At 56.7% G+C, this 14,524-nt stretch carries 12 protein-coding genes; 9 read left to right on the top strand and 3 right to left on the bottom strand.

Features of this window, described 5'->3' with window-relative positions; translation table 11 throughout:
• The first annotated feature begins 12 nt into the window (after positions 1–12).
• From ACR0NE_RS19845 to ACR0NE_RS19810, 8 genes are all read left to right on the top strand, one after another.
• Positions 13–2,745 (top strand): aminotransferase class I/II-fold pyridoxal phosphate-dependent enzyme, encoded by a 2,733-nt coding sequence (locus ACR0NE_RS19845; RefSeq protein WP_170594992.1) that lies wholly within the window; start codon positions 13–15, stop codon positions 2,743–2,745.
• A 22-nt stretch (positions 2,746–2,767) separates the two neighbouring features.
• Complete coding sequence (locus tag ACR0NE_RS19840; RefSeq protein ID WP_170407976.1) at positions 2,768–4,216, top strand: biotin carboxylase; 1,449 nt, start codon at positions 2,768–2,770, stop codon at positions 4,214–4,216.
• An 8-nt stretch (positions 4,217–4,224) separates the two neighbouring features.
• A complete protein-coding gene (locus ACR0NE_RS19835; RefSeq protein ID WP_170594995.1) occupies positions 4,225–5,214 on the top strand; it encodes a C45 family autoproteolytic acyltransferase/hydrolase in 990 nt (329 codons plus the stop codon).
• A gap of 138 nt (positions 5,215–5,352) precedes the next feature.
• Positions 5,353–6,837 (top strand): glycosyltransferase family 39 protein, encoded by a 1,485-nt coding sequence (locus ACR0NE_RS19830; protein ID WP_170594999.1) that lies wholly within the window; start codon positions 5,353–5,355, stop codon positions 6,835–6,837.
• Positions 6,838–6,978: 141 nt separating this feature from the next.
• Positions 6,979–7,740, top strand: a complete 762-nt coding sequence (locus ACR0NE_RS19825) for a glycosyltransferase family 2 protein (RefSeq protein WP_170407982.1) — start codon at positions 6,979–6,981, stop codon at positions 7,738–7,740.
• Positions 7,737–8,036, top strand: coding sequence for a lipid-A-disaccharide synthase N-terminal domain-containing protein (locus ACR0NE_RS19820; protein WP_039542759.1), 300 nt, complete (start codon positions 7,737–7,739; stop codon positions 8,034–8,036). Before ACR0NE_RS19825 ends, ACR0NE_RS19820 begins: the two co-directional genes overlap by 4 nt.
• A gap of 175 nt (positions 8,037–8,211) precedes the next feature.
• Positions 8,212–8,847 carry a GNAT family N-acetyltransferase gene (locus tag ACR0NE_RS19815; RefSeq protein WP_170595002.1) on the top strand — a complete coding sequence of 212 codons (636 nt, stop codon included), beginning with the start codon at positions 8,212–8,214 and terminating at the stop codon, positions 8,845–8,847.
• A gap of 78 nt (positions 8,848–8,925) precedes the next feature.
• A complete protein-coding gene (locus ACR0NE_RS19810) occupies positions 8,926–10,695 on the top strand; it encodes an adenylate/guanylate cyclase domain-containing protein (protein WP_170407986.1) in 1,770 nt (589 codons plus the stop codon).
• Between the two features lie 27 nt (positions 10,696–10,722).
• Here the strand turns inward: ACR0NE_RS19810 and ACR0NE_RS19805 are convergent, their stop codons facing one another.
• Positions 10,723–11,100, bottom strand: coding sequence for a winged helix-turn-helix transcriptional regulator (locus ACR0NE_RS19805; protein WP_170397987.1), 378 nt, complete (start codon positions 11,098–11,100; stop codon positions 10,723–10,725).
• A gap of 181 nt (positions 11,101–11,281) precedes the next feature.
• Here ACR0NE_RS19805 and ACR0NE_RS19800 point away from each other — a divergent pair, with 181 nt between their 5' ends.
• Complete coding sequence (locus ACR0NE_RS19800) at positions 11,282–12,046, top strand: nuclear transport factor 2 family protein (RefSeq protein WP_170595005.1); 765 nt, start codon at positions 11,282–11,284, stop codon at positions 12,044–12,046.
• 101 nt (positions 12,047–12,147) lie between these two features.
• Here ACR0NE_RS19800 and ACR0NE_RS19795 read toward each other — a convergent pair whose 3' ends face one another.
• Together ACR0NE_RS19795 and ACR0NE_RS19790 are read right to left on the bottom strand one after the other, a co-directional pair.
• Entirely contained in the window at positions 12,148–13,068 is a 921-nt protein-coding gene (locus ACR0NE_RS19795) for a pentapeptide repeat-containing protein (protein WP_170397991.1), read from the bottom strand.
• Between the two features lie 137 nt (positions 13,069–13,205).
• Entirely contained in the window at positions 13,206–14,516 is a 1,311-nt protein-coding gene (locus ACR0NE_RS19790; RefSeq protein WP_170397993.1) for a gluzincin family metallopeptidase, read from the bottom strand.
• Between the last annotated feature and the right edge of the window lie 8 nt (positions 14,517–14,524).

The following is a 14,524-nucleotide window of genomic DNA, read 5'->3' as shown; positions in this document are numbered from 1 at the left end:
AGGAAAAATTTCATGCACGGCATTTCCGATAGCGAAAAGCTCCACACTATCTCGGACTACTACAGCGCCTCACAATTGAGGGCAGACCGATGGAGCGCGCTGCGGGAAACGGCCGAGTCTCTGGATCAGGGCGGTAACGAAAAAGATCGGGACCGGGCACGGCAGTTGCTGCAGGCGCTGGCCCCGATCGAGATGTATTTCGCTTTTCCGGGCGGATCGGCGTTCGACTATCTGCGCCGTTTGCTGGACCATGGCAACTTTGGCGATTTCTCAACCGCCGTGCGCCGGGTGTCGCGGGCGCTGACCTCAGGGGCGTATCGTCGCCGCTCGATCCCGCTGATCGCGGATGAGACCGAGGTTGATGAGTTTGAGGACGAGTCCACCCAAAGCCATGAAGCCCGCGCGCTGGGCCGCCCATATTTCGAGGTGATGATCGTTGACAAGGTCAACGAACATCAGGAACGGTTCCTGCAAACCAGCCTGCAACGGATGCGCCGCAGCGAAGATCCGTTCATCTATGAAACCGTTGTGGTCCCCAGCGTCGAGGATGCTCTGATCGGGGTCCTGTTCAACCAGAATGTACAGGCGGTCATCGTTCGTCCGGGCCTTAGCCTGAAGTCCAAGAACGAAACCAATGTTTTGGGCCGCTATATCAGCCTCTATGGCGAGGGCGCCGATCTTGATGCGCTGTCCCCCTCGGAATACGGCCCTGAAACCTGCCGCAGGATCGGCATGCTGCGCCCCGAGCTGGACGCTTATCTAATCACCGACCGTTCGGCGGAAGATATTGCCGGTCTCGATCTGGGCCTGTGCCGGCGGGTTTTCTACAATCAGGAAGACTTTCTGGAATTGCACCTGAACATCCTGCGCGGAGTGCAGCGGCGCTATAAGACGCCGTTCTTCACGGCGCTCAAGGAATACTCAAAACAGCCCACGGGCGTGTTCCACGCAATGCCGATCAGCCGGGGTAAATCGATCAGTCGAAGCCACTGGATTCAGGACATGGGGGCGTTCTACGGATCAAATATCTTCATGGCGGAAACTTCGGCCACGTCTGGCGGGCTGGATTCGCTGCTGGAACCCAAAGGTCCGATCAAAGAGGCGCAGGAAGCCGCAGCCCGCGCATTCGGCTCTAAACAGACGTTTTTTGCGACTAACGGCACCTCGACCTGCAACAAAATCGTTGTGCAGGCGCTGGTACGGCCCGGAGATATCGTGCTGATCGACCGCGATTGCCACAAATCGCACCACTACGGCATGGTGCTGGCGGGGGCGAGCGTGGTCTATATGGACAGCTATCCGCTGCACGATTACTCGATGTACGGCGCGGTGCCGATCCGAGAGATCAAGCACAAGCTTTTGACCCTGAAGGCCGAAGGCAAGCTGGATCAGGTTCGTATGGTACTGCTGACCAACTGCACATTCGACGGCATCGTCTACAACGTGCAGCGGGTGATGCAGGAATGTCTGGCGATCAAAAAGGACCTTGTGTTCCTATGGGATGAGGCGTGGTTCGGTTACGCGCGCTTTGCCCCGAATTCGCGCGTACGTACCGCGATGCGATCGGCCAATATCCTGCGCGAACAATTCCGCACCCCAGAACATGCCGAGGCTTATGCCAAACAGCAGGAGGAACTGAAGGGCGCGGATGATGAAACCCTTCTGAACACCCGCCTAATCGCACCGCCCGATGCACGCGTTAGGGTCTATGCCACGCAGTCGACGCATAAAACGCTAACTGCGCTGCGGCAGGGTTCGATGATCCATGTCAATGACCAGCAGTTCAAAGGTGCGGTCGAAGAGGCGTTTCACGAGGCCTATATGACCCACACCTCGACCTCTCCCAATTATCAGATCATCGCCTCATTGGATGTAGGCCGCAGACAGGTCGAGATCGAAGGATACGAATTCGTCCAGCGGCAGGTCGAAAGCGCGATGGCGATCCGCCGGGCCGTGACGACCCATCCGCTGCTCAGGAAGTATTTCAAGCTGGTCACAGCGGGTGACATGATCCCCGAGCAATATCGCGAAAGCGGCATGACCAGCTATTTCGATCCCGATCAGGGCTGGGCCGATGTCTGGGATTGCTGGGCGCGGGACGAATTTGTTCTGGATGCCACACGTATCACGCTGCATGTGGGCGCGACCGGTTGGGATGGCGATACCTTCAAGACCAAGATCCTGATGGATAAATACGGCATCCAGATCAACAAAACCTCGCGTAATACCGTGTTGTTCATGACCAATATCGGCACCACGCGCAGTTCGGTCGCCTATCTGATCGAGGTGCTGGTCGAGATCGCCAAGGAACTCGACGATCTGATGGACGATGCGTCCAAGATGGAGAAGCTGGCCTTCGAAAAGCGCGTCAGCAACCTGAGCGAACACGTCCCACCTCTGCCCGATTTTAGTCGGTTCCACGATGCGTTCCGCTGTGAGGCAGGTACCGAAGCCGGTGACATCCGTACGGCGTTTTTCCTGTCCTATGACGAAGACAATTGCGACTATGTCGAACCCGACAAGGAGATGTTGGAACGGCTCGAAGCCGGGGAAGAGATGGTCTCGGCCACCTTCGTGATCCCCTATCCGCCGGGCTTTCCCATTTTGGTACCGGGGCAGGTGATCAGCCCTGAAATTCTCAAATTCATGCAGGAACTGGACGTCTCGGAAATCCATGGGTTCCGTGCCGATCTGGGCCTGCGCATTTTTACCGAAGACGCTTTGAAGTCAGTAAAGAACCCCTAAGGGGTCAGGGAGGACAACAATCATGCCAAAGAAGGTGCTGAAAAACATCTCGGAAATCCGCCGGTATTTCCATACCAACAAGGACCCGATCTATTTCGTATCGGCAACCAATTTCAACCTGTTGGGGCTGGATGAATGGGTGATGAACTTCACCTATATCTGCTACATGGATTGCTTTGACGGGCGACATCCGAACGTGTTTGTGCCTTCGGAAATGCCGCATGATGAGTTTCAGTCCATCGAAGACATCAACAATTATCTGCTGCAGCACAAAGAGGTCATCGACCTGGTCAAGCGGCGCGGTGGCAAGCCCAAGTTTGTCTTCCTGATGTTCGACGAGACGACCGAGAAGCTGGTCAAGGAGCTGGGCGGTCAGCTGTGGTTCCCCAAAGCCAAGCTGCGCACCAAATGTGACAACAAGATCGAAACTGTCCGTATCGGCAATAAGGCGGGTGTGCCTTCGGTGCCCAACACGCTGAGCGTTGTCAAAAGCTATGATCACCTGAAAAAGATCTGCGAAAAGGCCGGATTGGGGAATGATCTGGTGCTACAATCCGCCTTCGGCGACAGTGGCCATACGACGTTTTTCATCAAGTCCGAGGCCGATTTCAACAAGCACAAAGACGAGATCATCGGCGAAGGCGAGATCAAGATCATGAAGCGGATCGACTGTCGCGGGGCGGCGATCGAGGCTTGTGCGACCTCGGAGGGTACCATCGTTGGCCCGCTGATGACTGAGCTTGTGGGCTTCAAGGAACTTACCCCCTATCGCGGCGGCTGGTGCGGGAATGAGATTTTCTCAACCGCCTTTCCACCGAAAGCACGTGAACAGGCGCGGCAATTGACCTTCCAATTCGGGGAAGAGCTGCGCAAATCAGGCTATCGCGGCTATTTCGAACTCGACTTCCTGATCGATAAGAAAACCGACGAACTGTGGTTGGGCGAATTGAACCCCCGTATCACTGGCGCCAGCTCGATGACCAACCACGCGGCCTTTGCGCACGCTGATGCGCCACTGTTTCTGTTCCATCTACTTGAGTTTTCAAAGAAGCCCTTCGAGCTGGATGTCGAGGAACTGAATGCCCGCTGGGCGGATCCGGACATGATCGACAGCTGGTCGCAAATGGTAATCAAACACACCGATGACAGTGTCGACCGGATCACGCAGGCCCCACAATCGGGCATCTACAAGATGCTGGAAGATGGCCGCGTCGTGTTCGACCGGTTCGACTATCACCGCCGCGCGGTGGGCGAGAACGAAGCGTTCTTCCTGCGTATCTCGAATGTCGGTGATTACCGCTATGAGGGCGCTGATTTGGGTATCCTCGTGACTCGCGGGCGGTCAATGACCAAGGGCTTTAAACTGACGGACAAATCGAAGAAGTGGATTCATGGGATCACTTCGGCTTATACGGCTGAACCGCTGCCCGCGGCACAGCCGATGGAAGACCCCGCGTTCAAAATTATGTAGAAAGCCCTATGGCGCTTGTTTTTCGCTCAATTGACGAGGAACAGCCCGGTCCCAAGCTGGCCGGGCTGTTTGCCGAATACTGGCCCGCCTACCGCAAATGGTGGGCGCAAGAGGGGTATTCGGCCCGCCCCACCTATCGCGAATGTCTACGCGCCCTGCAAAAACACATGCCCGAGATTTTGCCGCTGTACGAAGAGATCGTCGAACTGGTCGGCGGCAGCGACAGCCAGGCACGGTTTCTCAGCTTTTACTGCCCGCCGAAATATCTTTCGGGCTGCAGCCAGGCGATTTGGCGTGGCAAGACACCGTTTCTGGTGCGCAATTACGACTACCATCCAAAAACCTTTGACGCCGCTCTGCTGAAAACCCAATGGGGCGGGCGCGGGATCATCGGGATGAGCGACGGCGTTCTGGGTCTGCTTGATGGCATCAACGATGCCGGTCTGACGGTCTCGCTCACCTTTGGCGGGCGGCGCGAGGTCGGCGACGGCTTTGGCGTGCCGCTGATCCTGCGCTATGTCCTTCAAACCTGCGAGACAACGGCCGAGGCGGTCGACTGCCTGTGCCGCATCCCCTGCCACATGAGCTATAACGTCACCGTTCTGGATGCCAAGTATAACCACAGCACGGTTTATCTAGCCCCAGACCGGCACCCGCAAATCTCGGACCAGCCGGTCGCGACCAACCATCAGGGCCATGTCGAATGGTCCACCCATGCGCGCTTTACGGCCACCGTGGAACGCGAAAGGTTCTTGCTCAACCGTCTCAACCAGCACCCGGAAAGCGAGAAGCGGTTTATCGATGCGTTCCTGCGTCCGCCGCTTTATTCAACGGCTTTCAGATCAGGTTTCGGCACGCTCTATACTGCGGTCTATCGGCCTGCGAAGAAGCAGTTGCAACTGCTTTGGCCCGGTGCCAGCTGGGACTTGTCCTTCGATGGCTTCAAAGAGGGTGAGCTGAGCCTGATGTTGCCCGACGAGGCCGAGCCTGCAGTCTGACAAGCGCGGTCGCCCTTCTAAACTTCTTGCTCTTGGACGGGCGACGCAATAATGGGAGCGCGACGCGCGGCAGTTTCAAACAAGGCCCGGCGGGATCAACACCACATATTTCTATGACGCGATAGGACCACGGAAAGCATGACCGGTACCTCCCCAAATTGGCTAAGATTGCTTCCTTACTTCGTCACCGCATTGGTGATGGTCCTGGTCTGGTCCTGGTATCTGACTGATCTGGGTGTTGGGAACATCTATCACTACGATGAATTCTACACTTATGACCGCAGTACAGGCTTTGCGCGCAATGGGGACTGGCTGGCGGTTTATTCCAACAACGAACCTAGCCTAAAAAAACCGCCCATGCAGTATTGGATGTCTGCACTGCTGATGGAGTTTGGCGTATCTGATATTCTGGCCTTGCGCCTGCCGTCGATGATCTTTGCGCTGGGCGCGCTGATGGCAACGGCCGTACTGGCGCGGGTGATGATCCCGGACAGCCCCTGGGCCATGCTGCCTTCGGTCCTGCTGGTGGCCACGTCGCTTCAGTTCTGGCAACACGCCACATCCGCGATGCTTGATACCGGTGCGGTTTTCTTTTCGACCCTTGGAATTGCAGCCCTGTTGGCAGCGTTGGAAAAGCCGAAATACTGGCCTTATTTCGGCGCAACTCTGGTGTTGGCCGCCTTGCAGAAAAGCCCAACCCCGCTGGCCTTTCTAGCGCTGGCACTACTGACGCTGAAGTTGACCAACAGATGGCAGACGGAACCGTTCAGCGAGATCTGGCAGAACAGAACGTTTCGCCGGACACTCAAGATTGCGATCCCGCTGGCCTTCGCCTGGCCGATCCTGCAAGAGCTTCGGTTCCTCTTTGGCGACTCGCTTGATGGCAACATCAAAGGCGAGATGCTGGATCGTTTTCGCCCATCGCTCAGCGATCGCGGCTTCGGGAAGCTCTATGATCTGATCATCTCGGGCGAGCCGTGGTTGCGGCTGCTGGGTTTTGTCGGCATCTGCGCTCTGCCATTTCTGCAAAAGCGGCCCAGACTTCTTGCTGCAACAGGGATAGCCGCGTTCTTCGTCATCATGATGTGGGCCGCAGCCGGCAAGGTTTATGCACGCTACACCCTGCTGATCCTGCCGATGCTGATGGTCGCGGCAACCGGTTTGTTGTTTTCGGTCGAGCGCCTGCGCTGGGCCGGGATGGTGGCCGCGCTGGGTCTGGTCTTTGTTGCAGGCGGCCTGTTCTATGACCGCGATGCCACCGATCTGGGCAAGGGTCGCGTGCGTTTGGGCGTGCCCGAGGCCGAGATTCTGACCCCTTTGGGTGCAATGCTGCAACCGGATGAAACCCTGCTGCTCTGCGCCTATGACCGCAAGTTGCGCGTACCGCCCGGGGCCGCATCGGTCTTTGCTTCCAACGGTAGGCGCTTTGTCTATCTCAGACGGCTGGAGCTGCACAAATACCTCGACAGGTTCGGCTATACCACCGGCCCGCTGCGAGGGCTCTGTTCGGAGGGTGAGTTGTCTGAGCTGGCACCTGACCTGATCGGGCTTGAGACGCAGACAACTGCGGTTGAGGGTTTGGTCTATTGGTCGGCAACCGGTGTCACGCCCGCCCCTGAATAGGAGACACGGTGCAATCCGTCCCATCGCTGAACAATGCCCCAACAAGTTGCGCAGATGTTGGCCTGCGATGCGGTGGCCACTTGAATTTTCGCCGTTGATCCCGCAAAAGCCCTGAGACTGAAACAAGTAAAGCTATCCACCATGCATGCTGATCATGATGCCAACGCTGACAATCGACCCACCGTGTCGATCGTGATTCCCATGCATAACGAACAGGGGGCTGTTCCTGGTCTTATCCAGGGCATCTGCACTGCTGCGACCGAATTGCCCGCGTTCGAGATTGTCGCGGTTGATGATGGATCGACCGATGGCACTTTTGCGGCGCTGCAACAGATGCAGAAAGACTGTCCGCAACTGCGCATCCTGCAGCACAAAACGGCCGGTGGCCAAAGTGCTGCCGTGCATTCCGGCGTCAAGGAGGCACGCGCGGATATCTGCTGCACGCTGGATGGCGACGGACAGAACCCGCCGGAAGAGCTGCCAAAGATTTGGGCGCCGCTGGTGTCGGGTGGTGATGCCTCGATTGGCCTGGTGGCGGGGCAACGGGTTGGCCGACAAGACACTGCGTCAAAGAAGCTTGCCTCGCGCTTTGCCAATGCACTGCGGGGCTGGATGCTGAAAGACGGCACACGTGACACCGGCTGCGGTTTCAAGGCGTTCCGACGGCAGGCTTTCCTTGATCTGCCCTTTTTCAATCATATGCACCGTTATCTGCCCGCCCTGTTTAAGGCCTATGGCTGGAATATCGCGCTGGTGGATGTGGCGCATCAGCAGCGTTTGTCGGGCGAATCCAAATACACCAATTTCGGGCGGGCCATGGTCGGCATCTGGGATCTGTTCGGCGTCGTCTGGCTGACCCGCCGCGCCAAATCCGTTTCCGCAACCGAGGCGTCCCGGTCATGAAAGAAACCATTCTGGAAATCCTGCACGTCGACAGCCCGACCGAGGCGCTCTGGGTCTTTATCGGTCTGGCCGGTCAGCTGATGTTCAGCGCCCGGTTTATCGTGCAATGGATCACGTCCGAGCGCGCCAAGAAATCCGTCATCCCGATGGCGTTCTGGTACCTTTCGATCGGCGGCGGGCTTATCCTGCTGAGCTATGCGATCTATCGCCGTGACCCGGTCTTTATTCTGGGTCAGTCGATGGGCCTGTCCATCTACCTGCGCAACATCTTCCTCATTCGCGCTGAAAACCGCTGATTGATCGTAACGCTTCTTTACGACCTGCCACCCATTACAAGTTTGTCGGTTGCACCCGTTCAGCGGGTAGCGGCCTACGGCTGCGTTGTGTGAACAACCTCTTATTGTTTCTGAAATTTTCGTGCTAGTATCCCGCGAATAGATTTTCAGAATTGTACTCGGAGGATATTTTCTCTTGCCCGATAGCTCACCCCGGTTGTTCAGATTGCGCCCTTTGGAAAAGGCGGATCTGGGAACAGTTGCGCGCTGGTTTCAGGATATCCATGACCTGGCACTGTTCGACCGAACGTCGCGCATTCCTCAGAACCTGGTACAGACCGAACAATATTGGGAAGACGCGATAAACACCTCAAAGGACTGCTGCAAATGCTGGTTCGCTATCGAATCTGACAGTGGTGATCTGGTGGGGATGACCGGGCTTGAAGCAATTTCCAGCGTCAACAGGGATGCGGTGGTTCCGGTTTTTGTCGACAAATCCATCCGTCGACATGGCGTGGCGGTGCGTTCGGTTGCGCTGATGCTGGATTTCGCATTCCGGCAACTGGGCCTGAACCGTATCACCTCGTATTACCGGGCCGACAATCACAGCAGCCGAGATCTGATCCAGCGAATCGGCTGCGAGATCGAGGGCACGATGCGTCAGGCCTGGTTCGCGGATGGGCAGTTCCATGACATGGTTGTCGTCGGCATGTTGCAGCAGGACTGGATCGCGCGTCGAGAGGTGCTCGCGCAGGAGTTAGGCACCCAAACAGTGGTCAGTTTTGATGCCTCTGGGTGGTCTTGGCCCCCCGATTCCGGTGCAGATACCTAAAATGTTACGTATTCTGAGTCATTTTTTGCTAAAACAGTCCTGTCGGATTCGACATGACAACACAATTGAGTATTGCCAGTGAACACGACCGGTTCGGACGCATCAATAAAACAGAAACTAGGCGCGGTGCTTTTTGCCGACGTTGTCGGCTATTCCCGCCTGATGAGCGAGAACGAGATGGATACGTATAACGCGTTGAAGTCTTTGCTTTCGCAGCTTGAATCGGCTTGCTCAAAGTATCAGGGCAAAATCATCGAAGTGCGCGGTGACGGCATTCTTGCCTTATTCGACACGGCGACCAGTGCGGTAGAGTTCAGCATCGAACTGCATCGGATCGCTGCGGAACATAATCAGGCGCGGGATGACGAGCACAACATCAAATTTCGCGCTGGCGTTCACATGGGCGAAGTTCTGATGGACGAACGCGGCATCCACGGTGACAACGTCAATATCGCTGCCCGCCTGCAGGAGATTGCCGAGCCAGAACGGGTTTATGTCAGCGCAGCCGTCTATGAACAGATCCGTAACCGCCTGCGCTATGGCTATGAATTCCTCGGTCCCAAGCAGCTCAAGAACATTATGTCTCCGGTCGCGACCTACTGTGTCCGAACCGAGGTCGAGGGTGCAACAATGGCCGCAACCCTACGTCCTGAGATGCAGCTGGAAGTGCTTGAAAGGCCCGATAACCCGTCGGTTGCGGTGCTGCCCTTTACTAGCCAAGGCGGGGATGAAGATGACAGCTGGGTCGCCGAAGGGCTGACCGACGACATCATCATGAACCTGTCCAAGTTCCGGAACTTGTTCATCATTGCCCGGAATTCCTCGTTCTTCTTCAAGACCCAGTCGATGTCGCCGCAAGAAGCCGCTCGGCGTCTGAACGTGCGCTATATCGCGCGCGGCAGTGTGCGCCGCTCGTCCAGTCGTATCCGGATCACGGCCGAGCTAATCGACGCCAACACCGAACGCACCATCTGGGGTGAACGGTTCGACCGTAAGCTCGATGATATCTTCGACATCCTGGATGAGGTGACCGAGTGCATCGTTGCCGCCACTGCAGTCATGATCGAGTCGCATGAAAAGCTGCGCATGGTGCAGGCAATCCCGTCAGATCTGCGGGCTTATGGTTCGGTTCTGCAGGGGCAGCACCATATTTTCAAATACACCCGCAACGACAACCGCAAGGCGCAGCATTGCTACGAATCCGCGCTTGAGCGCGACGGCGGGTATGCACGGGCCGCGGCGGCGCTGTCACGCACGCTCAACATCGATTGGCGCTATTCATGGACCGAAGACCCAAACAGCGCGCTGGACAAGGCGCTGTCGCTGGCTCAGCGTGCGGTGGAGCTTGACCCCACAGACGCGCGCGGGTTTGGAGAGCTGGGCTATGTGCAGCTTTATCGCAAAGAGCATGACTCGGCGATCGAATCCTACAAACGCGCCCTGCAGCTTAACCCCAACGATGCGGACATGCATTCGGACTACGCCGATGCGCTGGCCCATTGGGGCGACAACGAAACCGCCATCAAACATCTGCAGCAGGCGATGCGCCTGAACCCCTATTTCCCCGATCAGTACCTGTGGCATCTGGGCGGGGCCTATTACAATCTCAAACGCTATGACGACGTGATCTCATGCGTGAACAAGATGAACAACCCGACCGAGGGGCAGCGCGTGCTGGCCGCCAGCTATGCCCATAAGGGCGAGCTGGAAATGGCCCGCCAGATCGCCGACAAACACCGCGCAGCGCATCCCAATTTCTCATTGTCGCGCTGGGCCAAGGTTCAGCCAGACCGCCTGTCCGACGACACGCAGCATTTTGTCGAGGGGCTCAAAAAGGCCGGGTTCTGAGCTGCTGCCCGATCTCGCCTATAAAAATCAACTCGCCTGTTCGCGGTCGAACTGCATGCGTAACCGCCTGACTTCATCCATTTGTTCATGCGACCAGAAGACGAGCGGTTTCAGCATTTCAAGCAAGCTTCTGCCCAAAGGTGTCAATTCATAAGACACTGCCACTGGCGGTCCGGGATCGACGGTGCGGGTCAAATAACCATCACGTTGCAACCCGCGCAGGTTTTCGGTCAACACACTTTGTGTGATGTCTCCGATACAGCGCTTGAGATCGCCAAAGCGTTTCGGCTCATCCTCCAGCGCAAGGATGATGATCATCCGCCATTTGCCCGTCACATTGGACAGTACGGAACGGATTGAGCAGTTGGAAGCTTCTGCCTTGTTGGCAACACCAATTGGTAGCATCTCAGTCTCTGGTATTGTTTCGAAACTTAATCGCACAATAGCGTCACGTTGGCCTCGGTACAACTCCCTGAAAATTCAGGCAGTAGCCTCAAGCATACCAGGTCATTTTAAAGTACGTAATTGAAATGTAGTATGGATTTGCTACCACGTATCCAGTAGATACGAATCACAGGAAATCAACATGTCCCCCAAAGAACTTGTAATCGCACTTTTTACGGCTGCCTTTGCTGAACATGATCCGGAGGCAGTGCTACAGCTCGTTACCCCGGACTATATTCAGCACAACCCGCAAGTCCCGACCGGAGCCGAAGGCCTGGCCGGCCTGATCCCTTTGGTCGAACAATCCGGGATGACTGCAACTACCTACCGGGTCATCGCCGAGGGCGATATGGTTGTATTGCACAGCACGTTCGACAACGCGGACGCTTTTGGTGCACCGACCCTCGCCGCCTTTGACATATTCCGCGTCGATAATGGCAAAGTTGCTGAACATTGGGACAATTTGCAGCCCGTTCCCGAAACAACAGTGTCGGGCCGTGGCATGACAGATGGGCCGACCGAGATCACCGATCTTGAGAAAACAGAAGAAAACAAGGCGCTGGTTCTGGGGTTTGTGCGTGACGTTCTGGGCGGTGCCGCGCCTGAGAAAGCTCCGATGTATTCCGAGGTCTATATGCAGCACAATCCAATGCTTGCCGATGGGATCGATGGCCTGATCGAGGGCACCAAAGCCTGGGCAGAGCAGGGGAATGTGATCACCAAATTCGAGCCGCAGATTGTGGTGGCCGAAGGCAACTTTGTCTTTGTCGCCTCAGATGCCACCGTCAGCGGGAACCCTTGGGCCTTCTTCGACCTATGGCGCGTCGAAGATGGAAAGATCGTTGAACATTGGGACGTCGTTTCGCCTACGCCAGCCGAAATGGCGCACGAAAACGGCAAGTTCTGATCTTCGAAAGGGATGGCGGGTCAGGCATAAATGGCCCGCCAACCCAAAGCAGACGTTGGAATAAAACCAAACGTCAATCGGTCAGGATCATTTCAGCCTTCCTATTCACCACGTGCCTTTGCGCCGCTGACTTTGGCACCTGACACCTTAGCACCGGACACCTTGGCCCCGCTGACCTTCGCGCCCGAGACCTTGGCCCCGCTCACCTTGGCGCCCGAGACCTTGGCTCCGGACATCATCGGTGCGTCATACTCAAAGTAGACGTCCAGCAGCACGTCTTCGATCTGACCGGCTGCGATATCCATGCGGATGGTGTAATCGGCCTGATCGTAGTTCCAGACGCGGATGTCATTGGCCATCTGGTAATCCGCTGCCGCGACGCCCGAAACCGAGGGGTTCATCGGCGCGCGTGCGGCCTGTTGTGTGGTGTCCGGCGCGTTAGCGTCATTGCTGGTCTGCAGCTTGAAGCCATGGGGCAGGTTGCCACCCGTCGCGCTCTCGCCTTCGCCATGCACCAGAAAGATCGTGGGTTCTGGCATCTCGTAATAGGTGCCGTCATAGGCGAAGCCGTAAATCCGGGCCAGTCGTGCATCGCCTCCGAACTGGTCCCCGATGAAATTATTGACGCCGCGACCCCTCCGGCGGCCATCCTGTTCGATGAACAGCTGTTCCGAGTGCCGGTTCGCGATCTGCTGCCAGTGGGTATGCTTGAACTGACGTCCACGGCGTATATAGACAAACGAGTCGTGCGGAACCTTCTTCCGCTTGTCGAACTTGAACTTGTCGCCGTCCTTGATGACCTTGTAGATTCCGGACTTTTCGTTTGCCGCATCCCCGACCTGGACCAGAACACGATCGTCTTCCCGGACATGTACGCCGTCGATTTTGGTGAATTTCTTACTGAAGTCGTAGTCTTCCTCAACCTCTTCGGCCAACCGGACCGAGCGTTGTTTCAGTTTTAAATCACTTAACTCTCGCCCAAACAGTAATACCTCGGAAAAACTGAGTAAGGACTCAGACATATCACTCTCTCCCTATCGGGGGTCGACGCTGCCGATTGCCTCGCCTGTCCCGGTTTGCGCATTCAGTGCGCGTTGAATGTCACTATTATCACCCCGTGCGCGTAACCTGCCACAATAGCGGGGGAAAAACAAAGACTTTAAGGTTCATTCACCTCGGGTGACAGCGTACGAACCGACGCGGCATGGCTCGTGCCGTCGGGCTTGGTCAAACGGGGGCCGGGCGCTGTCAATCCGATGTGGCGCATGCGGAAATTGCCTTCGATAATCTGCCGGAATGCGCCGCCGGTGACCTCGTGATCGACCATGACCAAGGCGCGTTCAACGCCGAAGTAGCTCAGCATATCGGGGTCCAGTTTCTCCCACGCATCTGCAAGGTAGGACCCCAGCAGGTCCCGCGCTTCGATCAGGGCGACCCGAAAGCCTTCGGGGTCGGCTGCGTAATGTTCGTCGAACAGGTCCTGCATGATCGCGTTGTATTCGTCGGTCCCTTCCAACTCGTCCGAGAGCTCCTCCATCTCCGGGTCGATCACGTCATGTGCTACCAGTCGTTCGTGGTAGATATCGACCAGAATATCGAACATCGCCCCGGTCAGTGGTTCCGACAGGGCGTGTTCGCTGGACCATCCATGCGAGAATTCAGAAAGCGTCCGGTCATTGGCGGCGATCCGAATTTGCGAGTTCTGCGACAGCTCGGCAAAGCGGCTCAGCCGGTTATAGGTATAAAGGTTGCCGCGCGTGTTTTTCAGCAATTCATCCACGACCGAGCCGAAATGCAGCGACGCCAACAGCGCCACCATATCGGCCGCCGATTCATGGAACCCATAATACTCGCCGGTCGCATCCTCTTCGGATGGCATGCCGACCACGCTGTAGATGATGGCATGGCCGATCTCATGCGCGACCACATCGAAGTTCAGGCTGTAGGGGCGGTATTCGTCACCGATATCGCGAGTGCCACCGGTTTCCAGAAATCCCCAACCGATATGCGCGTTATCTAGACTTGGCAGCAACGATAGCTCAAGCCGCTCGAAATCACGCGCGAAATGCCAGGGGATCGGGCGATTAAAATAGCCCTCCCACACATCCATGGTGAAATGGGCCGCTCCGAACAGATGGGCGGCTTCAAAGGCCGGGTCCTCGGGATCGATATGGATGAAATTGCCAAACTCATCGGGCTCGGGCGGCGGCAGGATATAGCCGTCCCATGCGGGCAGATACATCTCGGGGCCGTCTTCACCCTCGATCATCGCGCCATAGGGGGTCGTTTTGTCGACCGGGTACATCGCATACATGCGGGGGCCCGATGGGCCTGGGCCTATGGTCCCTTGCGGGGCCGATATTTCGACCAGTTCGGGCTTGGAATTCGGCTCTAAAAAGGGCGATTGTGGATATAGTAAGAACCGCGTGCCGGGGGGGTCATTCTCTGAATAGTCGGGCCAGATTGCCAATTTTCCCT

It is taken from the genome of Ruegeria sp. C9 (assembly GCF_056537585.1).
This window is presented reverse-complemented; position numbering and strand designations above follow the sequence as displayed.